Source organism: uncultured Abiotrophia sp. (assembly GCF_963520105.1).
Classification (GTDB): Bacteria; Bacillota; Bacilli; order Lactobacillales; family Aerococcaceae; genus Abiotrophia.
Genome location: NZ_CAUQPN010000009.1, coordinates 13,283 through 37,078, shown reverse-complemented (window position 1 = coordinate 37,078; position 23,796 = coordinate 13,283). Strand labels below are relative to the sequence as shown.

Here is a 23,796-nt window from a genome sequence, read left to right as displayed (position 1 = left end):
AAAAACAAGCCCTCCTTAGGATTTCCTAGGGAGGGCTTATTTTACTAGCTAGTGAGACTTTTGACGTCGTTTTTGAATCAGATGGTTGGTGGCCGCCACATCCAAGCGACGATGCCAAATCATACCTTGCCAGATTAGGATGTAGATGACTAGGACCACCCCTACAAAAGGAAGTAAATCCTGCCAAGAAAAGCTAATCCAGCCATTGTAGAGGGCCGTGATACCGACAATGATTAGGATAGAAGCGAAATGAAGAAGCAAGGCCAAGGTCAGGTTATGATCTTCTTCCCACTCCCGATAGTGGAGGGTGACAAGGCCGATGAGACCACTCATCATGAGCACGGTGACGACTTCGGCAGGTCTAATGGCGCTGGTCCGAAGGAAGACCAAGGTACAGAGCAGATAGGTGAGTGAGCCAATCAGAAGGCCATTGACGAAGGCTAAGGTATGTGTTTTTAACATCTTATATCCCTCCCATGCCTAGCGTTTGCTTGAGTGCTGGCAGGTATTTGCGGCTAACGCCAAGTTTGATTTTGTGGGTCAGGATGGCCACCATATTGCCAGAAAAACCCATTTCAAGCGTGTGCAGATGGTTGATATTGAGCAGGGCGCTCTTAGATACTTGGACAAAGTCTCGCCCGTCTAAACGTTCCAACATCTTATTGAGCTGGCCTTTGACTAGGTAAGTAGCCTCCTGGGTATAGACGGTCAACTCATTCTGATAGACTTCCATAGCAATCAAATCTTGACTAGCCACCATGATGGTCTTGTCATCGACTAGGAGCGGAAGCCGAGTGAGGCCAGAAGAGGCATTTTGATTTTCTTCCAAAAGCTGCAGGACTTGCAGAGCCTCCGCGTTAAGATTAGCCGCTTCCACCGTCACATTGACCGTATCAGGGGCGAGTTGGGGATTGGGCTCAAATCGTATATTCACAGGGACTTCCTCCTAAAACAGTGTCTTCCCCCTTATTATAGACTATGTAAGGCTAGTTTGCGACTGAATTTGCCTAAGATTGGCATGAGAATGAGGAAGAGGAGGCCAAAGCCTAAGAGAATGAGGACTTCCTGGCTAGCGCTGGTTAAGAAACCAACATCCAAGCCGACACCGGTATGGCGCAAGATTTGTTGTAACATGAAGTCAGGCACTTGCTGGGTCATGGCTTCTTGCGTTGGTGCTAGGAGAATGTGACGGAAAAGGGAGGAGAAGTAAGGGGCGGGTGTGACTTGAATGACCCAACGACTTGCTTGTGGTAAGAGACCTAGCGGTAGGTAGACGCCAGCGAAGAAGCCAAGGGAAGTGGATAGTAATAACATGACATGGCCGAAGCTGGTCACACTTCTGACAAAGCCAAAGAGTAAGACATTGAAGCTAGTCCAAACCAGGGCTGACAAGACCATAGCGCCCAAGAGTTGAAGTAATTGCAGGCCTGATAGGGTCATGCCCGCCGTTAGCGCGTAGTAGGTAAATAATAAGCTTAGGGAAAGAACCTGCATAATCAAACTGATTAGGGCACTGGCTAGGAAGTAGCCAAATTGCATTTGATTATAACTTAAATCGGTCAGGAGGAAGTCGGCTAGGACGCCTTTTTCTTTATCTTCAACCATTGGGCTAAGACCTGCTGCGCTAGTAGTAGCCCCGACGATGGCTAAGATTCCTCCTAAGAGCCAGTAATCCAAGAAGGTATTAACGCCAGGTAATTGTGGCCATGAAGAAGCCATGTTGTCCTTGAGGAAGGCTAGGTAGAGAATGAAGGTGATGAGGGCACCTAAGAGTGAGAAGAAGACACGACTCTTTTGGATGAAGTAGAGGCGTAGGCAACGAAGTGTGAAGTGTAACATATTAGCGGATCTCCCTTCCGGTTAAATTAATAAAGAGGTCATCGACACTACCGCGATGGTATTCAAAGTGCTTAATGAGTGGGCGGTAACGATCTAAGAGGGGCCAGACGGATTGTTCAGGCTTGAGGTCAACCTTCAAGAGCGGACCATCTAGGCGGACTTGGTAGTCGGGGGCAAGTTCTTGGGCCAAGGCTTGTGGATCTTCAAGATCTAAGCTTAAGGTGTCATAGGCATATTGAGCCTTAAGCTGGCTAACCGTGTCGGCTGCAATCAAGTGACCGTGGTCAATAATGTAGACATAGTCGGCATTTTCTACTTCTTCTAAGTAGTGGGTGGTTAAGAGGATGGTCAGGCCTTGTTCTTGGCGCAGACGCAAGAGGGCATCCCAGATGACATTACGGGTTTGGATATCTAAACCGGTTGAGGGCTCATCCAGAATCAAGAATTTAGGCTGGTGGACTAGTGCCCGAGCAATGTCGACACGACGGCGTTGGCCACCAGATAAGGTGCCATAGCTTTGCTTCAAGATTGACTCGAGTTCAAAGACTTGGATTAGGAAGTCCAGCTGGCTGGCCTCAAAGTTACGGTAGCATTTGGCCCGATTTAAGAGGTTTTGGCCAACGGTTAGGTCCTGGTCTAAAATACTGTCCTGGAAGACCACACCCAGTTGGCGTTGATAGTCTGAGCGGGAGAGTTGCTGACCTTGGAAGATAATAGAACCCTCGCTTGGGGACAAGAGGCCTGTTAGCATCTTAATAGTGGTGGATTTACCGGCACCATTGGGACCTAAGAGGGCTACTAATTGACCTTGAGGGATGGATAGGTTGAGTTGCTGTACGACCGTTTTATCGCCGTAGCGTTTGGTTAGGTTTTGGGTTTGAATTAACATGGGGGTGTCCTCCTTTACTACAGGCTTATCTTACCATGATGTTTGGCCCTTGCCTTGATAAAAAAGCTAAGTGGTCAAAATTGGGGCTTAAGTGGTTAGGGAGGGGGGCCAAAATGCAAGAAGTGGGAAATGAAGGAGTTTAGGAGGGGGCTATCTGGCAAAAAATACTCAAGCAGTCGGTCATTTTTTTGATTATCTTTTGGATGGCTTGTTTACTTAAAATGATAGCGAACAATCTAATAAAGAGAGCGCTTTTACAGGGTGCTAGGCTTTCTTTTAACGAGCCAAGTCCAGCCTAATATGTTATAATAGGGTCAAGAAATTTAAAAGGAAGTGCCCTAATGTCTCAATATGATGTGAAGCAAGTGGCTTGCCACCAATGTCAGGCACCAATCGACGTCAAGGTCTATGGAACAATCGATGTCACTGACCAGTCACCGGAACGTGAAGCCATTCTGTCTGGGGAATTTTTCAAAGTAAAATGTCCTGAGTGTGGCTATGAGGGCATGGCGGATTACGGCTTCCTCTATCAAGATTTACAAAAGGGCCTTGTCCTCTTCTACGAACCAGATCCTAGTTTTTTTGAAGAAGATGTGCAAGTATTGAAGGACACCTTCACCCCTGAACAGATGGCTGTGGCTACCATCCGGATTGTGCACGGCTTGCCTAATCTCTGGGAGAAGATTCAAATTCTTGAAGCAGGCCTAGATGACCGCATCGTAGAGTTACAAAAATATTTGGTTTTTGCTGGTTTCCACCAACAAATGCCAGACCAGCCTATTAAGCATATTCTTTATCAAGTGGCCAAGGAAGGTAAAGCTCAATTTCTGCTGGGGGATGACCGAGAATTGGTCGCGACGGTAGCCTTTGACCAGGGCCAGTATGACCTAACCAAGGACAGTTTTGCCCAGGAGCTAGCCCGCTATGGGGGTGGATTCTTCATCAATCAGCAATGGGCAGAATGGCTCATGGCCCAACTAGAGCAAGACCAAGACTAGGTGATGAGCATGAATCAACAAAGTTCAGAAACCATGGCGGCCATCAATCGTTTCCGCGATGAACGTCATTGGCGACCTTATCATAATGAGAAGGATTTGGCTATGTCTATTGCGATTGAAGCCGCGGAGTTGATGGAAATCTATCAATGGCGGACGCCTGAGGAAGCTAATAGTCAAGATTTAGAACATATTAAAGAAGAAGTAGCAGATGTTTTAATCTATACTTATATGCTGGCAGATAATTTAGGCCTGGATATTGACGACATTATTGCGGATAAACTGCGTAAGAATGCCATCAAGTACCCAGCCCCGCCAACAGAATTAGATGGAGCTGCTAGTGAGTAGCTTCTTTTATATTTAAAATCACATCTTCGCAGAATGTGGTGGAGTTTTTCATATCTTTTTCATATACGTGGTGTAAACTATGAATTGTAGAAAAGTAATCACTAGTTCTAATAGGGAACAAGGAAATGTTTGGAGTGAGTGAGTATGTTGAAATTTATGCAAGCAATCCAAGCCCATCGTAACTCACAGGTCCTGGCTTGCCAATTGAATCGTTTGAATCAGGATGCCCAAACACTCACCTATCAGGACATGTGGCTAGCCGTTGACCAATTAGCAGGCTGGTTGCATGAGACCTTAGGCCAGGACCGTTCACCCCTAGTCGTCTACGGACATAAGCATCCCTACATGTTGGTTTATTTCTTGGCTTGCCTCAAATCAGGTCATGCATACTGTCCCATTGATTTGTCCATGCCGCTGGATCGGGTGGCCGCGATTATTGAGAAGTTGGCGCCACCTTTGGTGCTTACGACCGAAGACTTGCCACTAGATTGCCGGCAAGTCACTTTAGCCCAAGCTCAAGCCCTTGTGCAGGCGGGGAGCTATGATGCGCCAGCTGATGACGTGGCGGTTAAGGGTTTTGAGACAGCCTACATTATCTATACCTCTGGCTCTACTGGCCAACCTAAAGGAGTCTGTGTCTCAGCCGAGAACCTGGACAATTTCTTGACTTGGTATCTGCCACTGATTCCAGCCCGGCCAGGAGAGAGCCCTGTATTCATCGGCCAACCACCTTATTCCTTCGACCTGTCGGTCATGAGTGTCTATCCTGCCCTCTGCATGGGCGCCACCTTATACCAATTGGACAAGGGCTTGTTAAGCAATTATGGGGCTTTGTTCGACTGCCTCAAGCAGTCGGGCATTTCCACTTGGGTGTCCACACCGTCCTTTGTTGATACTTGCTTGGCTGATCCGCAATTCAATCAAGAACTGCTGCCCCAAGTCAGACGTTTCGCCTTCTGCGGTGAGAAGCTTCAGACTCGTACGGCTCAGGCCCTCTTGGATCGTTTCCCGCTGGCCAAGGTCTATAATTCCTATGGCCCAACTGAATCGACAGTTATGATGACCTGGGTGGATATCGACCAAGCCCTGATAGATGCCTATCCGGACAATTTACCGGTTGGACGTGTCCGTCCTGGTAGTCAGGTCAAGTTGCTACCCCTAGAAGAGGCAGAAGAAGGCCAAGGCGAAATCCAAATCATTGGGGATACAGTCGCTCAAGGCTACTATGGTCAACCTGAATTGACCGCTCAGAAATTTGGTCAAGTTGGTGGGCAACCTGCCTATAAGACAGGGGACGTGGGTTACTTTGAAGAAGACTTGCTCTTCTGTAATGGTCGGATTGACTTTCAGATTAAGTGGCATGGCTACCGGATTGAACTGGAGGACATTGATGCTAACCTAATCAAGCATCCTCTGGTCAGCCAAGCCATCACCCTACCTAAGTACGAAGGCGATACGGTTAGAAGTTTAGTCAGCTTTGTGATTTATGATCAGGTCATCCAGCAACGTTTCCAAACGGTGCGTGAACTCAAGGCGCATTTGAAGCAGACCTTGCCAGACTACATGATTCCTAAGAAAATCGTCTTTCTAGATAGCCTACCACTCAATCAAAATGGTAAGGTTGACCGGAAGGCCTTAGGAGGGCTCTTATGACCTACTTTGGTGATGAAAAGTTTGCTCTGATAGCAGCGATTTTCTGCCTAGGCGGACTGGTAATTCGTTGGCGCCAATGGCCAATCAAATATTGGCTGGCCCTAGGCTCCTTGATTATCTATGCGGGTGTCTTCGGCGCAGATTTCCAACATTTGCTTGTCTCACTGGTCTTCTTAGCCTTTCAATATGGTTTGATTCAATATCAATTTCGTCATCCCGAGTTTAAGTGGACGGTCTACCTGTCCTTTCTGCCCTTGGTTTTGGCCAAGTTACATGAAATTTGGACCATCTACAGCTTTGGCTTTGTCGGCATCTCCTATCTGTCTTTTAAGGTGGTGCAGATTCTGCTAGAGACCCAGGACGGCCTCATTAAGGAAATGTCCTTGGTCGATTACCTGAGCTTCCTGCTCTTCTTCCCAGTTGTCAGTGCCGGCCCTATTGACCGCTCCAAGCGCTTTGTGGCAGATACGGAGAAGATTCTGGACTGGAAAGACTATTGGGAACTGCTGGGCCTGGGGAGTTATCGCCTCTTACTCGGGGCTGTCTACAAATTTGTCATTGCTGCCGTCATTTTCAAGTGGCTGTCGGCATTACAGGTTGGCAATTATTTTTACTATTTGATTAAATACGCCTACGGCTATACCTTCTATTTATTCTTTGACTTTGCTGGATATAGCCTCATGGCAGTAGGGCTCAGTAACCTCTTAGGGATTGAGACCCCAATGAACTTTAAGCAACCATTCTTGGCCATCGATATCAAGGATTTCTGGAATCGTTGGCACATTAGCTTATCCCAATGGCTGCGGGACTTCGTCTTCTCGCGCGTCATGATGAATTTTATTCGTCATAAGCGTTTCAAGACCCGGCTTAATCGGGCCATGGCAGCCTATATGGCCAATATGCTATTCATGGGCTTTTGGCATGGTTTCTCCTTCCATTATATCCTCTATGGTTGTTACCACGGGGTTTTAATGGCTGGCTTTGAAGCCTATCAGAAGAAATCAAAATTTTATAAGAAATACAAAAACCACTCCCTCTACAAGCTAGTAAGCTGGGCAGTGACTTTGCAATTGGTTGTCTTGGGGATGTTCATCTTCTCCAATAAATTTCCAGAAGTCGTAGGGAAGTGGCTAGGATTTGGACAAGGTTAGGAGTGAGAGTATGGAAGAACAAGTATTAAGCCTTTTAGAAGAATTGTGTGAAGATGAAGTGGTGCGTGAGGATTTAGATATCAATCTCCGTGACGAAGGGCTCCTGGATTCCTTAGGTTTCGTTGAGATGCTAGTGCGGATGGAAGAAGTCTTCGGTTTTGCAACGGCACCAACGGAGGTCACCTATGAAGAGATTGATACGCCACGTCGGGTCATAGCCTACGTTAAGAAACGAGTGGCTGCTCTATGATTAAAATGAAGGCCTTAGTCTATGCCATTTGCTTAGCGCTTGTCAGCATGATTGGCCTCAATGCTTCCTTGTCCGGGGCCTACCAGGTGCCAGATAACAGTATACGTTACGGCCGACAAGTGGAGAAGAACCAGAGTAAGGATATTTTGACTCAGAATATGGACGCCCAGACCTTAACAGTCTTCGGTTCCTCGGAGTTGGTCCAAACCTTCAAGGAAAACTTCGACCCTAGCGTGGTCTTCAACTACAAGGACTTTCACCTGATGGAAATTGGCCGTGGGAATTATCGCAACCTTACCTTGGCCTCCATCTTGGGTTCTGTAGGGGATAATTTACCTCAACAAAAAGCGGTCTTATTGGAATCCCTACAATGGTTTACCAAAGAAGGAGTACCACCTAACGCTTTACTCTATCGTCTGTCTTTTGAGCATGTTTATAATACCTTAAGTAATCCTAAGGTGACGGAAGAACACAAACGTGCCTTTATTGATCGTCTGCTAGAAGCCTCGACTCAGCATCCCCAAGTGCACGATGCCTTGGCTCGCTATAAGAAGGCTTTGCTAGACGAGCCAGATAATTGGTTTGAGAACCAGTGGGCGCGGGCTCATTACCAGCTCGATGTCTTCAAGAACAAGATTCGCTATGCCCTAGCTGACAAGGACCCTCTGCCAATGGCGGGTGACAAGACGCCGGACTATGATTGGGATCAACGTTATAAGACCATTGCTGAGCAAGAAGGGGCAGCAGACAAGACCAACAATAATGAATTTCAGGTTGAAAATCATTATTACACCAATGAAATTGGTCAAGATTTAGAGAAGTTTAAGAACAGTGATGTAGGAAAATACGTCACCGATTCACCAGAAATGAAAGACTTGAACATATTCCTCGACATCGCTCAAGACTTGGGCGTGGATGTCCGTGTCGTCCTCCTACCCGTTAATGGTAAGTGGTATGACTACACCGGCTTCCCTAAGGAAGACCGCCGGGCTATCTATGAGGCAATCAAGCAAGTGCTGGATCAACGTGGTATCAAGTATTATGATTACCAGGATGATGATTATGAGCCTTATGTCATGCAGGATATGTTGCACTTAGGATGGAAAGGATGGACTCGCCTTGAAAAAGATCTTTATGAATATGGTAAACAAGATTAAATCCTCCAAAATTCTCCAACTCATTCTGTGGATTGCGATTTTCTACGTATTAATCATGATCCTCGTCATCTACGGATTGGCTAAGGATACTGGAGGCGTGCAGCCTTACATTTATAGTAGTTTCTAAGAATTAAGGACTAGGTCAGCTGACCTAGTCCATTTTTTATGCTTTAATCGTTTGAGTGGTCCTAACAAGTCAAAAAGACTATAATAGAGCTAAGAAAATAAGAAAAGGGGAAGTGCTATGACACATAAAGTAGAACGTGACCTGATTAAGACAGACCTCTTCCAGGCAGTCAATGGGGCCTGGTTAGAAACGGCTGTAATCCCGGATGATAAGCCAACAACGGGTGGCTTCTCAGATTTGGCCGACAAGGTAGAAGCCGATCTGATGAAGGATTTGGCCGACTTGATTGATCAGCCTGACTCACTGACCAAGATGCAAAAGGAAATGGTGGCTTACTATCAGTTAGCCTTGGATAAGGAAGGGCGTGCTGCTCTAGGTATGAGTCCCTTGCGTCCTTATATCGACCGCATCCAAGCACTGACCTCAGTAGCTGACCTGACTGAGTGGGCTAAGACCGGTATTTTAGAAGGCCTACCAGGCCCCTTCGGCTTAGGTGTGGTCCAAGATATGGCGGATTCCAATCGTTATGTGGTGCATTTGGGTCGCCCAGGCTTGATTTTGCCTGACCGGACCTACTATGAGCCTGATCATGCGCAAGGCCAGCAATTGTTGGCAGTCTACCGCCAAGTGGCCTTAGACTTACTGGCCTTATTAGGCTTGGACGTTAAGGAAGCTATGGAATTAGTGACAGCCGGCATGGCCTTGGATGCTCGCCTAGCCCCTTATACCTTGTCTAAGGAAGAAGCGGCAGAATATGTGGTCTTCCACAACCCTCGCAAGTTGGATCAAGTAGCGGCTTACTCTGACCAAATCGATTTCAAGGCAGTACTAGAGTCCGTCTTAGGTGGTTTGCCTGAGACCCTAAACGTAGGCGAACCTAAATTCTTCGAGGCCTTCAAGGAACTTGTGGATCAAGCTGATTTGACTGAGCTTAAGGCCTGGTTGACCTTGCGTCTGGTTACGGGTGCGACCAGCTATCTGTCTGAAGAAGCACGGGCTATCAGCCACCGTATGACCCAGGCCTTGACTGGCAACCCAGCCATGAGACCTTTTGAAAAATTGGCCTACAGCCATGTCAATCAAGCATTCGACCAAGTCTTAGGGGACTTCTATGCCCAACGCTACTTTGGCCCTGAAGCCAAGGAAGACGTGACTCAAATGGTCAAGAACATGATTGCCATCTACCAAAAACGCCTAGAAACCAAGGAATGGCTTAGCCCTGCCACTCGCGAAAAGGCCATTCTCAAGCTACAGAAAATGGACCTCTTAGTGGGCTATCCTGACAAGATTCCGCCAGTCTATGAGGAGTTAGTTGTCGGCGACCGCAACTTCTTCCAGGCTTCTATCTTCTTCACCCAAGTAGCAACTCGCTACAACCTCAGCAAGTGGAACAAGCCAGTGGACCGTGATCTCTGGGAAATTAGTGCCAACACGGTCAATGCCTACTATGATCCATCTAATAACTTAATCTGCTTCCCAGCGGCTATTCTGCAGGCGCCATTCTATAGCCTGCAACAATCAGCTAGCGCCAACTATGGGGGGATTGGGGCCGTGATTGCCCATGAAATTTCCCATGCCTTTGACAATAATGGCGCCCAGTTTGATGAGACCGGTAGCTTGTCTAACTGGTGGACGGAAGAGGACTTGGCTCACTTCAACAGCCTGGCCGATAAGATGATCAAGCTCTGGGATGGGATTCCGTTTGGTGACGGCAAGATTAATGGGACCTTGACCGTCTCTGAAAATATTGCGGATGCGGGCGGTCTAAGCTGTGCCCTTGAAGCAGCTCAAGCTCTGCCGGATGCTGACTTGGAAGACTTCTTCTTCAACTGGGCCCGCGTCTGGTGTCGCAAAGCACGACCAGAGTATGTCAACCTGCTTCTCAACATTGACGTTCACTCGCCAGGTGAGTTACGAGCCAACATGGCACCTAAGAATTTGGCGGCCTTCTATGAAACCTTCGGGATTGAGCCCGGCGACGCCATGTATTTGGCACCTGAAGAACGGGTAACGATTTGGTAATCTCAAGATAATAAAAAAGCCCCTGACCGATGGCATTGGAGCCATCAGCCAGAGGCTTTTTTCTTAGCCGTTAAAGGCATTGACAATGGTTTCGACATTTTTAATCATAACGGAAATAGAGCCGTCTGGATTGTTAATGAACTCAATGACTTCAGGGTCATCATAGAGCTCAGTTGGCACCATGAGCTCGATGCCATTGGCCAGCTTGAATTTTTGCTTGGCGTACTTCTTCTCATACTTGGGCACGTTGTTGACTGCAATGTTGGTTGGGACTTCTCTTTTGACTAGGGCCTCGCGCGCCGCGTCCTGGGCGCCTAGATTGCCCTTGAAGACCTGACGGGTGATTTCTTCCGCATTAATGACATGGTCCTCTTCTAACTGTTGCAGAATAACCTTTTGAGTAGTTGCCAGGGCCTGATAAGGTTCTTGGTCAAATTGCTTGGCGGTGTCGGCGACCGCCTTTTTGATTTGCTTGATTTGCTGCGGCGCTGCTTGAGGTGGGGCGATTTCCAAAATGCGTTCGGATAGGTAGAGGCAGCGTTTGCCTTCGATGACATATTGCTTCTCTAGAATTTGGTAGTCACCAGTGGCCAAGTTCAGCAAGAAGAATTCCGATGGCGTCTGGGTGGGGCTTGGGAGAATGGCGTGGTGCATGACCAGTTGATTGACTAATTGCGATTCGGCCGAGAGGAAATGCGTCACCTGACTAGAGTAGTCCAGGCGTATCAGGCCGAAATAGCGCTGTTCATGGTCATCACTAGCCTCGAAGAAGAGATAGTCGGCAGCAGCGATTTCTTCCGCTGGCCCAATCAAGTCAAAGAGTTTATCGGCCAGACTGCTAGATTTGTCAATCAGGCTGGTTTGGTCATCCTTGAGACTAGCCCAGAGGGCGTTGTCCGCTTCTAGCTTAGCGCGTTTGGGTTCTGCCTTTTGGACCTTGGTCAGGAGCTTATCCAGGTAGGTCCGAATCAGGGGCGAGGATAAGTCCATGGCTTCCTGGGATAGGAAGAGATTACCAGCATCCTTATCCAGGATGTGGAGAATGGCATGGTGAATGTACATGTTGAGGAATCCTTTCTAGTGAAGAAAAAGGGGGCAGGAGCCCCCTAATATTTGAGATGCTTAGACGCGTTGGCCGACAAAATGGACCATATCATCAACAACTTGACGGGAAGGGGTCGTCATGACATAGAGACTGTCCCCAAGTAAATCAGCGAAAGCCTGCGGAATGCGGGCAGTCATCTTGATCTGGTCAGCGAATCGATCCAGGATGTCTTGGTGGCTGGCCACATAAGTATGCTCATCGCGACGAGCAACAGCTAGGCAGTAGCGACCATGGGCGGTCTGCTTAGGCAGCTCTTGGCCTGTCACTAGCTTAGCCCAATAATCGTAGAGGTCAATATCATGGGCATAGTTGTAGATGTCGATACAGAAGCCGCCGGCTGGGCGGTTATTGTATTCAATGGCGATAAAGTCATCGTCCGGCGTCCGGAAGAATTCGATATGGAAGAAGCGCTCCTTCATGCCAAAGGACTTGATGATGGCATGGCCATATTCACGCAATTTAGGATGGACTTCCTTCTCAATATAGAAGGCGTTGTCCTTACGATCCAAGACTAATTCCAGTGGTGGGTAGTAGTAGGTCAGACCGGTTTCGAAGACAATCTTGCCCTCAGCATCAATCAGACCATCAAAAGTGGTTACCGTTGGGTAGGAGACAAATTGCTCCAGGAAGTAAGGAGTAGACTCCCCCCAAGTTGCCTTGAATTGGGCCACATCCTCTGGCGTCATGAGCTTGTAGGTAGCGGCAGCCCCCACGCCATTATCGGGTTTAGCAATCAGTGGCAGGCCTAATTCTTGGATGGCGGCCTCAATTTCTGAAGTCTGGCTGACCACGCGTCCGTCCACGACCGGCACACCGGCCTTGCGGAAGTATTCCTTCATGACGGATTTGTACTTGGTCTTGGCCAAATCTTGGGGTTTGACGCCAAAGATATTGAACTGCTGACGCAAGCCAGCATCTAGTTCCAGCCAGTATTCATTGTGGGACTCAATGCGGTCGATGGGTCCATATTTGTGGAAGAAGAAGGCGACTGCTCGAGTGACTTGGTCTAGGTCTTCCAGATTATCCACCCGGAAATATTCAGTCAGAGTCGCTTTGAGCTCATCGTTGAGTTGGTCATAAGGTTCCTGGCCAATCCCTAGGACATTGACGCCATATTGACGTAACTTATAGGAAAAGGGCTGGAAGTTAGCAGGGTAGTAGGGAGAAATAACAATATAGTTCATAGGGAATCCATCCTTTCTGCTAGGGTCAGGGGCATTTAGCCTACCACTCTTCGCTTAGGAAACGTAGGCAATCGGGTAGATAGGTTGCCCAAGCTTCTTCACTGTGGGTAGCGTCAGCCGCAATAATTAGCTGGAGTCGGTCCTGAGGCATGCCACCAGCCAGTAATTGTTGATAGTAGCTGAGGGAGGCGTTGATGTAGATTTGCTTCATGTTACCGTGGGTCAGGTCGCGGTCGGTGTCGTCTCCTTCCTGGGTCCCCACTTGGATAAAGATGCGTTGGCTAGGGTCTAGCTTTTGACGGCTAATGTAGCGGTTGAAGGCTTCCACGGTTAACCAGGAGGCACTAGAGAAGACCCCTAGGTTACCAATCTGGTCCGCATATTCCAAGCCCATAAATTGGGTGATATTACCGCCCAAGGAAGAGCCGGCCATGGCGGTGTGGCGTTTGTCAGGCTTGGTCCGGTAGTGGCTATCGATGAAAGGTTTGACCACATTCATCACGAAGTCAGCATAATTCAAGCCCTTGCCCCCAAGGCGCATTCCTTCAGGAATCGGGGTGTTGGTGAAAGGCCAAGGTGAATATTCGTTGAGGCGGTTTTCGTTATCATTGTCGATCCCGACTACAATCATTTGGGGGATGTCAGGATTCTTCTTGATGGCTGGAATTATTTTCCAGGAGTGGCCACTGAATGATTCGCGGCTGTAGAAGACATTCTGGCCGTCATGGAAGTAGAGAACAGGGTAGGACTTGTTCTCGTTCTTCTGGTAATCCTTAGGTAGGAGGACCCGAATACGGCGAGGCTTGTTGGTGTATGGGACAGTTAGTTCATGGGTATGCATTTCTAGGTAAAAATAGGCTGCGTGATGCATGGCAGGGCTCCTTTCTTAGTCCTCCATATTTTAACATGAAGCCAGGGCCTAGGCTAGGAATTTTTGGTCAGAATCAGCCTTGAGAATATAAAGAAAGTGTGAAGAAGGTTAGAAAGTTCTAGGACGAGGCCAAAACGTAGGCTTATAGGGACTTAATTCTATCCCAAAAGATAGTAAGTCTGTAAGAAGTGCCTACTAGTTTTTAATAGGGTGAGCTTTTTATAATATAGATGTCTTTATCTCTCTATCCCAAGGAAAGGAGTTTATGATGTATCAAGAAACTTTTGATTTAGAATCTGTTACGCTCAATGTGCTTAATTTGCCCTACATGGTGGCCTTCTACAAGCAGGCTTTAGGGATGGCTATCTTAGAAGAAAGCCCTGAGCGCGTAGGTTTAGGCGTCCAAGGCAGTGACCGGCCCTTGCTCTACCTAGAAGCAGTGGCCGCGCCACAGGAAAGCCAAGCCCGTTATGGTCTTTATCATGTAGCCTATCTTCTGCCAAGCCGGGAGGACTTGGGGACTTTCCTAGTCCATGCTATCAAGCAGTCCCTGCCACTGATTGGGGCTTCAGACCATGGCTACTCTGAGGCCATTTACCTAGAGGACCCGGAAGGCAATGGCATTGAAGTTTATCGCGATAAGCCAATCAGCCAATGGGACATTGAGCCGGATGGTCGCATCCCAGGCGTGACCCTAGAAATGGATGGCCAAGGCGTCTATGACAGTGCCAAGCCCCTAGATGGGCCCTATCAAATGCCTGAGGGGTCGCGCATTGGCCATATTCACCTCAGTGTCCAAGACAGTAAGCGAGCGGCTGTCTGGTGGAACCAAGTGCTAGGCATGGAGACCAAATTCCAGATGTCTTCAGCGGCTTGGATGTCCTCAGGGACCTATCACCACCAATTAGCTGCTAACCAATGGGCAGGTAGCCGTCTAGCGCCACAAGAACCAGATCAAGCAGGACTTAAGCATTTTAGTATTGTCGCTGGCTCGCCTCAAGAAGAGGCCGCCATCGTCAAGCGAGCCCAAGACTTGGGAGCTAAAGTTCAAGGCCTAGAAGGGGGCTGGCAAGTAACCGATAGCAATGGGATTAGCCTAGTTTTACGGAGTTTGTAAGCTTGTCCATACCTTTGCTTTACGCTATAATAGTGTAGCGTAAGGAGGTTATGGCATGAAATTCTATTCTTATGACTATATGAAGAGTCGAATTAATATAACGGACTGGCTCCAATTGACCATTTTCGTTGGCTTGGCTATCTTAATTGGCTTGGCTATATGGTTTTACTACCATCGCAACAAGGATTCTAAGTACCGTGAATTAGCTATTATTGGCATTATCTGCTTCTTTATTTTAGCTGGGACTCGTTGGCAAGATGCGCAAGCTAAGCAAGCAGCCCTTAGCCAATATTCAGGGGCTAGTCACTTGATGGAACAGGTGGCTGAAGATTTGGGGACTAAGCCCGAATTGCTCTATCTTAATACGGAAGCAGCGGCCGACGGAGGCATTATCAAATCCGGTGACCGCTACTATCGGACTATCATCGATAGAGAAGGACACTATATCCTTGAGGAAATGGCAGTTCAGCTGCCTAAGATCGAATTGGTGGAGGTAAAGCCATGACATTAAATTTTTTAGATATCGCCATTAAGCTAGCCTTAGGCGTGTTGGCCTTGGTTGTAGTCATTAATTTGACAGGTAAGGGCAATTTGGCGCCGGCTTCGGCCAGTGACCAGGTCCAAAACTATGTCCTAGGGGGCATTATTGGTGGGGTTATTTATAACCCTGGTATTTCTATCCTGCAATTTTTAATTATTCTCATGATTTGGTTAGTGCTAGTTCTAAGCTTCAAATGGCTGAAAACCCACAACCAACTTCTTAAGAAGACCATTGATGGGGAACCAACGGACTTGATTAGCCGTGGCGTCATCGATGTGGAAGCGACACGAGCAGCAGGTCTAACGGCTCAAGATTTGGCTTTCAAATTGCGTAGTCAGAATATCTACTCTATCAAGAAGGTTAAGCGGGCAGTGATCGAACAAAATGGTAGCCTTAATATTGTGGTTTACGGTGAGGAAAATCCTAAGTATCCTCTAATTACAGACGGGCATATTCAATATAAAACCTTGGATTCGATTGACAAGACCGAAGAATGGCTCATGCAAGCTATTGCCGAGGCAGGGCAAGAAGATGTGGCCAAGATTTTCTTGGCAGAATATATTGATGGTAACATCACCATAGTGGAATACTAGCCATGCGTCTGGATCAAGTCATGAATCAGGCGGGCCTGGGTTCCCGGAATCAAGTTAAGCGTCTACTTAAAAGTTGCCAGGTGCAAGTCGATGGCCAAGTGGAGCGTCGCCCCAACCGTAATGTGGATCCTGGTTTGCAAGAAATCAAGGTCCAGGGGCAGACCTTGACCCAGCCGGCTGAGACCTATTGGCTATTACATAAGCCTCAGGGAGTCTTAACGGCAGTCAAGGATGACCGCTTCACCACGGTCGTTGACTGTCTAGCCCCTCAAGACCAGGCGCCAGGTCTTTACCCGGTAGGGCGTTTGGATCGTTCTACCACTGGCCTGGTCTTTCTGACCACCAACGGTCCTTTGGGTTATCGCATGTTGCATCCCCAATACCATGTGGAGAAGGAATACCAGGTGGTGGTCAATGGTCCGCTGACCCAGGACCATGTGGCTAGTTTTGCCCAAGGCATTCTGATTGACCAGAATCGTCCCTGTGCGCCAGCCCACTTGGTAATTGAGGCCTCTGGTCCGCAAGAAAGTCGGGCTCGCCTGACTATTCGTGAGGGCAAGTTCCACCAAGTCAAGAAGATGTTCCTGTCGGTGGGTGTCAAGGTGACGCAGCTTCACCGTCTGCGCATGGGCCATCTGGTCTTAGACCAGGACCTAGCCCCTGGTGCCTATCGGCCACTTAAGCCAGAAGAACTGGAACAATTGAAGCACTATCTTTAAGGATAGTAATGGGAAATATTTAGCAAAAAGTCAATAATCGTTGAGAAAATAGGCTTTTAGCCGTATAATGTATAGTATCAAAAAATAGAGTGAGGAGTGTTGAGCGTGAAAGAAATCGTCATTGTCGGTGCCGGTTATGCCGGTATCTCGGCCGCCCGTAAGTTGGGTAAGACCTTCAAGAATGACGCGGATGTTAAGATTACTTTGGTAGATAAGCATGCCTACCATACCTACATGACTGAATTGCATGAGGTAGCGGGGGGACGTGTGGAAGCTAACGCGGTCAAGTATGACTTGCAACGTATCTTCAACAAATACAAAAAAGTACAATTAGTAACAGACACTGTGGTCGGGATTGATGAAGCCACTAAGACAGTCCAAGGTGAAAGCTACAGCTATCATTATGATTATTTGATTTTAGCCATGGGTGGCGAAGCTAACGACTTCGGCGTCGCAGGTGTTAAGGAAAATGGCTTTACCCTCTGGTCACTGGCGGCAGCAGAGCGCATTCGAGCTCACATCAAGGAATGCTGTGCCAAGGCCGAACACGAACCTAACCAAGCTAAACGTCGTGCCTTACTCAGCTTCATCGTCTGCGGTGCAGGCTTTACTGGGGTTGAAATGGTCGGTGAGCTGATCGAATGGGTACCTCGCCTAGCGAAGGATTACCACTTAGATGAAGAAGAATTCTCTGTTCACTTGGTAGAAGCTGCGCCAAAAATCTTGGCTATGGTGACTGAAAAGGAACAAGACAAGGCCATGCGTTACATGACCAAAGTTGGTATCAAAGTCTCAACTGGTGACGGGATTCAAGCCGTTAACAAGCATAACGTAGAGTTGGCCTCAGGCAAGACCATCGACAGCTACACCACAATCTGGACTGCCGGGGTGCAAGGTAATACCGAAGCCAAGGTCTTTGGTTTAGAGACTGGCCGGGCTAACCGTCTGGTGGCTGACCAATACATGGAAGCTAAGGACCACCCAGGTATCTATGTGGTAGGGGACTTGGTTTACTATGAAGATCCAAATGAAGGCGGTCGTCCAACGCCTCAAATCGTCCAGGCAGCTGAACAAACTGGGGAAACCGCGGCCCACAACATCATTGCCGATATCAAAGGAACTGAGAAACACGCCTACAAGGGTAAATACGATGGCTTTATGGTCTCTATTGGCTCCCGTTACGGGGTGGCCTTCCTCATGGGCAAATGGCATTTGACTGGCTTCTTCGCGATGTTGATGAAGCACTTAGTCAATGTGCTCTACTTCTTCACCATTCGTTCCTTCTACTACATGTGGACCTATGTCCGTCATGAGTTCTTCAAGATTAAGGACAAACGTAACATTTTCCGCGGGCATTTAGCGGCTCACGGTAACATCCTCTGGTCCGTACCACTGCGTTTCTTCTATGGGTCTGTCTGGCTCTTAGAAGGGCTTAAGAAGGCCTTCGGCCTCTGGGGGACTACTAACTGGTTTGGGGACAAGGTTGTCTTCCCATTTGCCTGGTTACAAGAAACTGCAAATGCTGCAGCATCAGCTGTGACTTCTGGGGCCTCTGAGGCAGCTAGCTCTATGTCATCTGTTGTGACTTCTGGCGCTTCTGAAGCAATGAGCTCCGTATCTTCAGCTGTTACTAGTGGTACTTCTGAAGCGATGAGCTCTGCAGCTAGCTCTGCCGGCGGGGCAGTCGCTCAAGCCAGCCATGCTGTCTTTGGCCTCAGCTACGCTTATGGGGAAAGTCCAAAACCTGTCTTAGATGGTATGCCAGATTGGTTCGCGGCTATTATGCGCTTCTTCGTGCCTAACCGCGATATGGCCCTATTCATGCAAAAATTCATGACCGTTATGGAAATCTTAATCGGCTTGGCCCTCATTGCAGGTCTCTTCGTCTGGTTAATCAACGCCGGGACTGTGGTCTTGGTTACGATGTTCTGCCTCTCAGGTATGTTCTACTGGGTTAACATCTGGTTTATTCCAGTTGCCATCGCCCTTATGAATGGCTCTGGTCGGGCCTTTGGTCTGGACTACTGGGTAATGCCTTGGTTAGGTAAGAAGCTGGATCGATGGCTCTATGGCCGAACTAGTCACCATTATGGGCCACCAGCCTAAATAATAAAGTAATAAGGAGGCCCCCGCGTGGGGCCTTGCTTTGTAAGAGGAGCTAGTATCTGCTTACTAACTAGAAAGGAGGCCACCCATGGTTCACCCGATATGGGAGTCTTTACCACTTATTCAAGAGGAACTCGTGGCGGTCAAAGCTCTGATGAAGTCAGAGCTCCAGCTTAAAATCCCGGATGTTCGGGAGAAAATTTTGGCCTATATGGATGCCCCAGGCAAGTACCTGCGAGCTGGACTCTGTCTGGCTATGGCCCAGCTGAGCCCAGAGGGCATCACCCAGTCCAAACGCTATATTGCGGCAGCCATTGAGGTCCTGCATTTGGCCACGCTCATTCATGACGATGTCATTGATGAGGCGGATACTCGCCGGGGCATTGAGGCCCTTCATATTCAAAAGTCTAACCGCCTGGCCATCTATGCGGGCGACTATCTGATGACCTATGCGGCTCGCTTGATTCAAAAGAGCCAACAGGAATTTGACCGTAGTCCTCTGGATGCCTGGGTGATGGAGGGGATTCTGATTGGGGAGCTGAACCAACTTGCCAACCAATACCGTCAGGGGATGACCATGTATGATTACCTACGACAGATTCGAGGCAAGACGGCCCTCTTATTTGCAGCCGCGACTTTCTTCGGCTACTATAGCCTGAGCCAGTCAGCCCTGCAGAATCGCCAGGCCTTCTATCTGGGCCAAGCCATTGGCATGGCCTTTCAGCTCAGAGATGACCTAATTGACTACCAGGTGGATGCCAAGGTCAGTGGCAAACCCCGTATGCAGGATGTCCAAAATGGTATCTATACGGCGCCCCTAATTTTAGGCTTGCAGGAGGATCCAAGTTTGCGCCAGCAACTTAAGAAGCGGGGCCAGCCTTGGAGCCAGCAGGAGCTAGACCGGCTCTATCAAGCCCTAGTCGACTTAGGGACTTTGACAGAGACGGAGCGCCTGGTAGACAACTATCTAACCAAGGCTGAGAAACGCCTGAGAGGACTCGGGGGCAAGCAAGAGAGCCAGGCACTAGTCAACTTGCTCAAGCAAGTTATGAAAGGACACTATTAAGAGGGGCTTGTCATGGACATGAGACTCAAATTGCGTTAAACTATAGGATGTAAACATATACAGTAAAGGGGTATTTGGAATGAAAAAATCATTGTTAAAATCTACTATGCTTTTAGCAGCCGTTTTATCTTTGGGGACTAGCTTATCTAGCGTAGTTTTAGCGGAAGATGCTAAACCAGCTGCAACCACTACTTTCGAAGTCAAAGACTTGAAAGACGGCGAATACACGGCTGTTTCTGACGCTGACGAACGTGGCTGGAAACTCCACCACACCATCGTAGTTAAAGACGGTAAAGTCGCTTCTTCTAACTACGACTATGTCAACGACAAGGGCGAGAAGAAGTCTGAAAACGCTGAGTACAACGACAAAATGAAAGAAAAAACTAAAGTTTCTGCGGCTGAAGCCATGAAGAAATTAGACGAAAGCCTGGTAAAAGACGGCAAGGCTGACGTAGTGACCGGCGCAAGCCACACTAGCGAAGTGTTCTTCTTCTCTACTAAGGTGCTCTTGAAACAAGCCAAAGAAGGTAAGACTGGCGAAGTCAACATCTCTAAATTACCACTTCAAGATGGCGAATACACTTTGGAAGCACCAGCTGACCAACGTGGCTGGACTACCAAGTTCGTCCTCACTGTCAAAGACGGTAAAGTAGAAAAAGCAGACTACGACATGTACAAAGACGGCAAACGTAAGTCTGAAGATGCTGACTACAACAAGATGATGGCTGATAAGACTAAAGTTTCTTACGCAGATGCAGTCAAGCAATTGAACGAAGCCTTAGTTAAGTCTAGCAATGCCAATGTAGATGTTGTGACTGGGGCAACCAATACAACTAACGCCTTCAAGACCTATGCTAAACAATTGTTAGAAGCAGCCGCTTTAGGTGAAAAAGAAGTCATCAAAGCAGCCGTTGTTGGCGAATAATAAGAAGTGAAGGGAGGCTGGGATTGTTCCCGGCCTCTATTTTTATGGCTCCAAGCAGAGCCGGCCTGATCTATCAGGCAAGACTAGCTAGGTGGCAAGCCAGATAGGGAGCCACCAAAAAGGAGTAAGTATGAAGAAAACAACGATAATGCAAGGCGTGGCTTTGGGCTTCTTAATCTTAGGCTCCTTGAGTCCCGTTTGGGTCAGTGCTGAGGAGACCAGTAGTAGCACCAGCCAGTCTGCTAGCAGCACCAGTTCTGAAGCGAGCCCTGAGCCCTTACCAGTGGTGACCACGCCCCTCATGCGAGCTGAGACCAAGCTCCATACGGCCGTTACCCTGCAAATTTTCCATGAGGGCTCAGAGGCCGAAGCAGCTATGACCGAAGCTTACGACTACATGGATCGCATGGAGCAACTGCTATCCACCAACAAGGAAGGGTCGGATGTCTACCGCATTAACCAGGCGGCAGGCCATGAGGCGGTCAAGGTTGATCCAGCCACCCTGACCATTATTAAGCAGGGCCTAGAAACGGCAGAAGTATCAGTGGGTCGCTTCGATATTTCCATCGGGGCTGTGTCCAATCTCTGGAAAATTGGCGATGTAGATGCGCGCAAGCCTAGCGACCAAGAAATTCAGGCAGCCCTGCCTAAGATTGACTACCACAAGATCACTCTAGATGAAGCAGCCCAAACGGTGCGCCTAGAAGAAGAGGGCATGGCCCTAGAATTGGGTGGGATTTCCAAGGGCTATATTGCCGACGGCATTCGCAATATCTTCGCCAAACATGGGGTCAATACGGCCATTATCAACCTAGGCGGTAATGTCATTGTCATGGGCACCTCGCCATCCAGTCCTGAGGGGTGGAATGTTGGGGTCCAAGATCCCGATGAGGTCCGAGGGCAAGTCGTGGGAACCAAGCGGGTCATTGACGGGACAGTCGTGACTTCTGGAATCTATGAACGTTATGTGGAAGTGGACGGCGTCCGCTATCACCATATCCTGGATCCTAAGACGGGCTACCCGGTGGATAATGACCTGTCGGGGGCGACAATTTTTACCAAAGTATCGCTCAAGGCCGATGCCCTGTCGACCACTCTCTTCCTCTTGGGGACTAAGGATGGTCTGGCCTTTATTGAGAGCCTAGATGGGGTTGAAGCGGTGCTGATTGATAAGGATCACGGGGTTCACGTGACCTCTGGCCTCAAGGATAGCTTCCAACTAACGAATGAGGGGTATCATCTTGTTGAAGATTAAGCAAAAGCTAGCGATTTTCTTTGAATTTGTTGAGCTCAGGACCAAGGTGGCCAGCGTCTTTCCCATGCTGGCAGGTTTCTTGTGGACCTATTATCGCTTGGGGCGCTTCAATTGGGTTAATGCCAGCCTCTTCGCCTTGGCGGTGTTGAGCTTCGATATGTGTACGACGGCCATTAATAATGCCGTTGATTACCACAAGGCCGTGGACCTGGATTACAAGACCAGCGAAAATGTCATTGGGGTCCATCAATTAGATTTTGGGCAAATGGTCCGAATTATTTTTGGCCTCTTGGCCTTCTCGGTTATTGTCTCCCTAGTCATCGTCAGTCGGACGGATGCCCTCTTGCTAGTGCTAGGTGGCCTCTGCTTCCTAATAGGGATTGGTTATACCTATGGGCCTATGCCCTTGTCACGTTTGCCACTAGGGGAAGTCTTCTCGGGCCTTACCATGGGCTTTGGCATCTTCTTTCTAGCCGTCTACATGACTGCCTACGACCAGCTCTTGTGGAGCCAGTGGACAGGCGGGATGGTGACCATTGGCTGGAACTGGGCCCTGACCTTGGAGCTCTTCTGCTACAGTCTGCCCCTGGTCAGCCTAATTGCCGGCATTATGCTAGCCAATAATACTTGTGACTTGGAAGTGGATATCCGTAACCAACGATTCACCCTAGTTTATTACCTAGGCAAAGCCCGGGCCGTGGCGCTCTATACTGGCTTGCAAGTTCTGCCCTGGCTAGTCTTATTGGGCCTGGCTTTGACAGGACGACTGCCAGTCTGGGGTTTGGTAACTTTTGTTGGCTTGGCTCTCCACTGGCCTAAGGTCCTGGCCTTCCGCGCCAAACAAGTTAAGCGCGAAACCTTCGTCTTGTCAGTCCAATCCTTTGTCTTGGTGGCCAGCTTGTATTGTGCATGGTTGCTGCTAGGCATTTTCCTATAAAGTATGCGAGCCACTATCCCTTTCTACCAAATGGGATAGTGGCTCTTTTGATATGGGGGAGCAATCAGGGATGATGGCTTGCGGAAGACAAAAAACAGTAAGCCATTTGGCTTACTGTCTGGCTAGCTTATTGCTGTTCTTTTACATATTGCTGGATGGCATCGCAGACATATTGGGCGGTGCCAGCTCCGAACTTATCGATATTTTGTTTGAAGTCTGGATTCTGTACGTAGCCTTTACCAATACTTGCGAACACCTCAAGCGGACAGTCAAAGGCGTATTGGCACAAATGTTGATGCAGTTTTTCGGCTAAAGCGACATTCTCTTGAGCCGTGGCACTGATACCGTTTGCCAGGTTGTCAGCAAAGGCAAAGAAACAATGATTGAAGCCATCTGCAATTTCTTGTTCTTTTCCTTTTTGTTTTTCGATTGCGGCCTCAATGACTTCCTTACCATACTTGTCCTTGGCTGCTTGCTCGTATTGTTGATTTTCATGGTAGGTGAATCCCTTAAATTTCTCTTGTGTTGACATTGTAATACTCCTTTCTTGAGACTCGATGGTCTTTTCCAATGTTTCAATCAGTGTCAGGAGTTTTTGTTTTTCTATCTGCATTAAATCCAGTTGCCGTCTAAGGTGATAGAGGACCTCGCTATCCTCTTCTTGCAGCAGTCCCTTGATCTTCTTCAGCGAAAATCCCAGGTGCTTATAGAATAGAATCATCTGTAAAAGTGAGAGATCGTCCTCAGAATAGTACCGGTAGCCGTTCTCTCTCTTTTGAGGAGACAGTAGGCCAATCTCATCATAGTGGTGTAAGGTGCGCACTGAAACCCCACTTATTTTGCTCACTTCTTTAATCAAATACATGGACTTACCTCCTAACACACATTAATCATACACCCTAACCTTACGTCAGGGTCAACACCTTTTAAAAAATTTTTTTATCCC

25 protein-coding genes are annotated in these 23,796 nt (G+C 48.2%); 17 read left to right on the top strand and 8 right to left on the bottom strand.

Annotation, left to right across the window (positions count from 1 at the left end; genetic code table 11):
• Positions 1–48: 48 nt before the first annotated feature.
• Genes RWO08_RS08470 through RWO08_RS08455 form a run of 4 tightly spaced genes read right to left on the bottom strand, consistent with a single transcriptional unit; the run spans position 49 to position 2,728 of the window.
• Positions 49–462 carry a DUF3021 domain-containing protein gene (locus tag RWO08_RS08470; RefSeq protein ID WP_314211797.1) on the bottom strand — a complete coding sequence of 138 codons (414 nt, stop codon included), beginning with the start codon at positions 460–462 and terminating at the stop codon, positions 49–51.
• A gap of 1 nt (position 463) precedes the next feature.
• The gene (locus RWO08_RS08465; protein WP_314211796.1) at positions 464–934 is read right to left on the bottom strand and encodes a LytTR family DNA-binding domain-containing protein; all 471 of its coding nucleotides are present in this window, start codon (positions 932–934) and stop codon (positions 464–466) included.
• Between the two features lie 35 nt (positions 935–969).
• Positions 970–1,839 carry an ABC transporter permease gene (locus RWO08_RS08460; protein ID WP_314211795.1) on the bottom strand — a complete coding sequence of 290 codons (870 nt, stop codon included), beginning with the start codon at positions 1,837–1,839 and terminating at the stop codon, positions 970–972.
• Position 1,840: 1 nt separating this feature from the next.
• Positions 1,841–2,728 (bottom strand): ABC transporter ATP-binding protein, encoded by an 888-nt coding sequence (locus RWO08_RS08455; protein ID WP_314211794.1) that lies wholly within the window; start codon positions 2,726–2,728, stop codon positions 1,841–1,843.
• Between the two features lie 341 nt (positions 2,729–3,069).
• Between RWO08_RS08455 and RWO08_RS08450 the strand changes: the two genes are divergently transcribed.
• The 8 genes from RWO08_RS08450 to RWO08_RS08415 all read left to right on the top strand — a co-directional run bounded on the left by RWO08_RS08450 (position 3,070) and on the right by RWO08_RS08415 (position 10,431).
• Positions 3,070–3,726: a CpXC domain-containing protein gene (locus tag RWO08_RS08450; RefSeq protein ID WP_314211793.1), complete on the top strand. Its 657-nt coding sequence runs from the start codon at positions 3,070–3,072 to the stop codon at positions 3,724–3,726.
• Positions 3,727–3,735: 9 nt separating this feature from the next.
• Positions 3,736–4,071, top strand: a complete 336-nt coding sequence (locus RWO08_RS08445) for a nucleotide pyrophosphohydrolase (protein ID WP_070756074.1) — start codon at positions 3,736–3,738, stop codon at positions 4,069–4,071.
• Positions 4,072–4,215: 144 nt separating this feature from the next.
• Positions 4,216–5,724 carry a D-alanine--poly(phosphoribitol) ligase subunit DltA gene (dltA, locus tag RWO08_RS08440; protein ID WP_314211792.1) on the top strand — a complete coding sequence of 503 codons (1,509 nt, stop codon included), beginning with the start codon at positions 4,216–4,218 and terminating at the stop codon, positions 5,722–5,724.
• Positions 5,721–6,875: a D-alanyl-lipoteichoic acid biosynthesis protein DltB gene (dltB, locus tag RWO08_RS08435; protein ID WP_314211791.1), complete on the top strand. Its 1,155-nt coding sequence runs from the start codon at positions 5,721–5,723 to the stop codon at positions 6,873–6,875. Before dltA ends, dltB begins: the two co-directional genes overlap by 4 nt.
• A 10-nt stretch (positions 6,876–6,885) precedes the next feature.
• On the top strand, positions 6,886–7,125 hold the full coding sequence (dltC, locus tag RWO08_RS08430) for a D-alanine--poly(phosphoribitol) ligase subunit 2 (protein ID WP_070756071.1): 240 nt from the start codon (positions 6,886–6,888) through the stop codon (positions 7,123–7,125).
• Entirely contained in the window at positions 7,122–8,282 is a 1,161-nt protein-coding gene (dltD, locus tag RWO08_RS08425; protein WP_314211790.1) for a D-alanyl-lipoteichoic acid biosynthesis protein DltD, read from the top strand. The genes dltC and dltD overlap by 4 nt, the downstream gene beginning before the upstream one ends.
• Positions 8,266–8,409 carry a hypothetical protein gene (locus tag RWO08_RS08420; protein WP_314211789.1) on the top strand — a complete coding sequence of 48 codons (144 nt, stop codon included), beginning with the start codon at positions 8,266–8,268 and terminating at the stop codon, positions 8,407–8,409. The genes dltD and RWO08_RS08420 overlap by 17 nt, the downstream gene beginning before the upstream one ends.
• Positions 8,410–8,526: 117 nt before the next feature.
• Positions 8,527–10,431 (top strand): M13 family metallopeptidase, encoded by a 1,905-nt coding sequence (locus tag RWO08_RS08415; RefSeq protein WP_314211788.1) that lies wholly within the window; start codon positions 8,527–8,529, stop codon positions 10,429–10,431.
• A gap of 63 nt (positions 10,432–10,494) precedes the next feature.
• Here RWO08_RS08415 and RWO08_RS08410 read toward each other — a convergent pair whose 3' ends face one another.
• From RWO08_RS08410 to RWO08_RS08400, 3 genes are read right to left on the bottom strand one after another with little or no spacing between them, the layout of a single operon-like run.
• Positions 10,495–11,493, bottom strand: a complete 999-nt coding sequence (locus tag RWO08_RS08410; protein WP_291453960.1) for a nucleoid-associated protein — start codon at positions 11,491–11,493, stop codon at positions 10,495–10,497.
• Between the two features lie 60 nt (positions 11,494–11,553).
• Positions 11,554–12,720, bottom strand: a complete 1,167-nt coding sequence (locus RWO08_RS08405) for a carbamoyl phosphate synthase large subunit (protein ID WP_314211787.1) — start codon at positions 12,718–12,720, stop codon at positions 11,554–11,556.
• A gap of 40 nt (positions 12,721–12,760) precedes the next feature.
• On the bottom strand, positions 12,761–13,591 hold the full coding sequence (locus RWO08_RS08400; RefSeq protein ID WP_070756066.1) for an alpha/beta hydrolase: 831 nt from the start codon (positions 13,589–13,591) through the stop codon (positions 12,761–12,763).
• A gap of 268 nt (positions 13,592–13,859) precedes the next feature.
• Here RWO08_RS08400 and RWO08_RS08395 point away from each other — a divergent pair, with 268 nt between their 5' ends.
• From RWO08_RS08395 to RWO08_RS08355, 9 genes are all read left to right on the top strand, one after another.
• Complete coding sequence (locus tag RWO08_RS08395; RefSeq protein WP_314211786.1) at positions 13,860–14,708, top strand: VOC family protein; 849 nt, start codon at positions 13,860–13,862, stop codon at positions 14,706–14,708.
• A 55-nt stretch (positions 14,709–14,763) separates the two neighbouring features.
• On the top strand, positions 14,764–15,213 hold the full coding sequence (locus RWO08_RS08390; protein WP_291427590.1) for a DUF3290 family protein: 450 nt from the start codon (positions 14,764–14,766) through the stop codon (positions 15,211–15,213).
• Positions 15,210–15,842, top strand: coding sequence for a DUF421 domain-containing protein (locus tag RWO08_RS08385; protein ID WP_070756063.1), 633 nt, complete (start codon positions 15,210–15,212; stop codon positions 15,840–15,842). Before RWO08_RS08390 ends, RWO08_RS08385 begins: the two co-directional genes overlap by 4 nt.
• 2 nt (positions 15,843–15,844) lie before the next feature.
• Positions 15,845–16,561: a pseudouridine synthase gene (locus tag RWO08_RS08380; RefSeq protein ID WP_311466557.1), complete on the top strand. Its 717-nt coding sequence runs from the start codon at positions 15,845–15,847 to the stop codon at positions 16,559–16,561.
• A gap of 105 nt (positions 16,562–16,666) precedes the next feature.
• Positions 16,667–18,667, top strand: a complete 2,001-nt coding sequence (locus RWO08_RS08375; RefSeq protein WP_314211785.1) for an NAD(P)/FAD-dependent oxidoreductase — start codon at positions 16,667–16,669, stop codon at positions 18,665–18,667.
• 88 nt (positions 18,668–18,755) lie between these two features.
• Positions 18,756–19,733 (top strand): polyprenyl synthetase family protein, encoded by a 978-nt coding sequence (locus RWO08_RS08370; RefSeq protein ID WP_314211784.1) that lies wholly within the window; start codon positions 18,756–18,758, stop codon positions 19,731–19,733.
• A 79-nt stretch (positions 19,734–19,812) separates the two neighbouring features.
• Entirely contained in the window at positions 19,813–20,658 is an 846-nt protein-coding gene (locus RWO08_RS08365) for an FMN-binding protein (RefSeq protein WP_268444628.1), read from the top strand.
• A 130-nt stretch (positions 20,659–20,788) separates the two neighbouring features.
• Complete coding sequence (locus RWO08_RS08360; RefSeq protein WP_314211783.1) at positions 20,789–21,913, top strand: FAD:protein FMN transferase; 1,125 nt, start codon at positions 20,789–20,791, stop codon at positions 21,911–21,913.
• Complete coding sequence (locus RWO08_RS08355) at positions 21,885–22,850, top strand: UbiA family prenyltransferase (protein WP_399495947.1); 966 nt, start codon at positions 21,885–21,887, stop codon at positions 22,848–22,850. Before RWO08_RS08360 ends, RWO08_RS08355 begins: the two co-directional genes overlap by 29 nt.
• Before the next feature lie 127 nt (positions 22,851–22,977).
• On the opposite strand, the gene RWO08_RS08350 is transcribed toward RWO08_RS08355, so the two are convergent.
• Complete coding sequence (locus RWO08_RS08350; RefSeq protein ID WP_314211782.1) at positions 22,978–23,715, bottom strand: MerR family transcriptional regulator; 738 nt, start codon at positions 23,713–23,715, stop codon at positions 22,978–22,980.
• Positions 23,716–23,796: the final 81 nt, after the last annotated feature.

Excerpts from the sequence above, each read along its gene's own strand:
- RWO08_RS08395 (WP_314211786.1), top strand. The coding sequence starts at position 13,860 with ATGTATCAAGAAACTTTTGATTTAGAATCTGTTACGCTCAATGTGCTT.
- dltA (WP_314211792.1), top strand. The coding sequence starts at position 4,216 with ATGTTGAAATTTATGCAAGCAATCCAAGCCCATCGTAACTCACAGGTC.
- RWO08_RS08445 (WP_070756074.1), top strand. The coding sequence starts at position 3,736 with ATGAATCAACAAAGTTCAGAAACCATGGCGGCCATCAATCGTTTCCGC.
- RWO08_RS08355 (WP_399495947.1), top strand. The coding sequence starts at position 21,885 with ATGAGGGGTATCATCTTGTTGAAGATTAAGCAAAAGCTAGCGATTTTC.
- RWO08_RS08350 (WP_314211782.1), bottom strand. The coding sequence starts at position 23,715 with ATGTATTTGATTAAAGAAGTGAGCAAAATAAGTGGGGTTTCAGTGCGC.
- RWO08_RS08410 (WP_291453960.1), bottom strand. The coding sequence starts at position 11,493 with ATGTACATTCACCATGCCATTCTCCACATCCTGGATAAGGATGCTGGT.
- RWO08_RS08455 (WP_314211794.1), bottom strand. The coding sequence starts at position 2,728 with ATGTTAATTCAAACCCAAAACCTAACCAAACGCTACGGCGATAAAACG.
- RWO08_RS08470 (WP_314211797.1), bottom strand. The coding sequence starts at position 462 with ATGTTAAAAACACATACCTTAGCCTTCGTCAATGGCCTTCTGATTGGC.
- RWO08_RS08415 (WP_314211788.1), top strand. The coding sequence starts at position 8,527 with ATGACACATAAAGTAGAACGTGACCTGATTAAGACAGACCTCTTCCAG.
- dltB (WP_314211791.1), top strand. The coding sequence starts at position 5,721 with ATGACCTACTTTGGTGATGAAAAGTTTGCTCTGATAGCAGCGATTTTC.
- RWO08_RS08405 (WP_314211787.1), bottom strand. The coding sequence starts at position 12,720 with ATGAACTATATTGTTATTTCTCCCTACTACCCTGCTAACTTCCAGCCC.
- RWO08_RS08370 (WP_314211784.1), top strand. The coding sequence starts at position 18,756 with ATGGTTCACCCGATATGGGAGTCTTTACCACTTATTCAAGAGGAACTC.
- RWO08_RS08385 (WP_070756063.1), top strand. The coding sequence starts at position 15,210 with ATGACATTAAATTTTTTAGATATCGCCATTAAGCTAGCCTTAGGCGTG.
- RWO08_RS08460 (WP_314211795.1), bottom strand. The coding sequence starts at position 1,839 with ATGTTACACTTCACACTTCGTTGCCTACGCCTCTACTTCATCCAAAAG.
- RWO08_RS08420 (WP_314211789.1), top strand. The coding sequence starts at position 8,266 with ATGGTAAACAAGATTAAATCCTCCAAAATTCTCCAACTCATTCTGTGG.
- RWO08_RS08390 (WP_291427590.1), top strand. The coding sequence starts at position 14,764 with ATGAAATTCTATTCTTATGACTATATGAAGAGTCGAATTAATATAACG.
- RWO08_RS08365 (WP_268444628.1), top strand. The coding sequence starts at position 19,813 with ATGAAAAAATCATTGTTAAAATCTACTATGCTTTTAGCAGCCGTTTTA.
- RWO08_RS08380 (WP_311466557.1), top strand. The coding sequence starts at position 15,845 with ATGCGTCTGGATCAAGTCATGAATCAGGCGGGCCTGGGTTCCCGGAAT.
- RWO08_RS08400 (WP_070756066.1), bottom strand. The coding sequence starts at position 13,591 with ATGCATCACGCAGCCTATTTTTACCTAGAAATGCATACCCATGAACTA.
- dltD (WP_314211790.1), top strand. The coding sequence starts at position 7,122 with ATGATTAAAATGAAGGCCTTAGTCTATGCCATTTGCTTAGCGCTTGTC.
- RWO08_RS08360 (WP_314211783.1), top strand. The coding sequence starts at position 20,789 with ATGAAGAAAACAACGATAATGCAAGGCGTGGCTTTGGGCTTCTTAATC.
- dltC (WP_070756071.1), top strand. The coding sequence starts at position 6,886 with ATGGAAGAACAAGTATTAAGCCTTTTAGAAGAATTGTGTGAAGATGAA.
- RWO08_RS08450 (WP_314211793.1), top strand. The coding sequence starts at position 3,070 with ATGTCTCAATATGATGTGAAGCAAGTGGCTTGCCACCAATGTCAGGCA.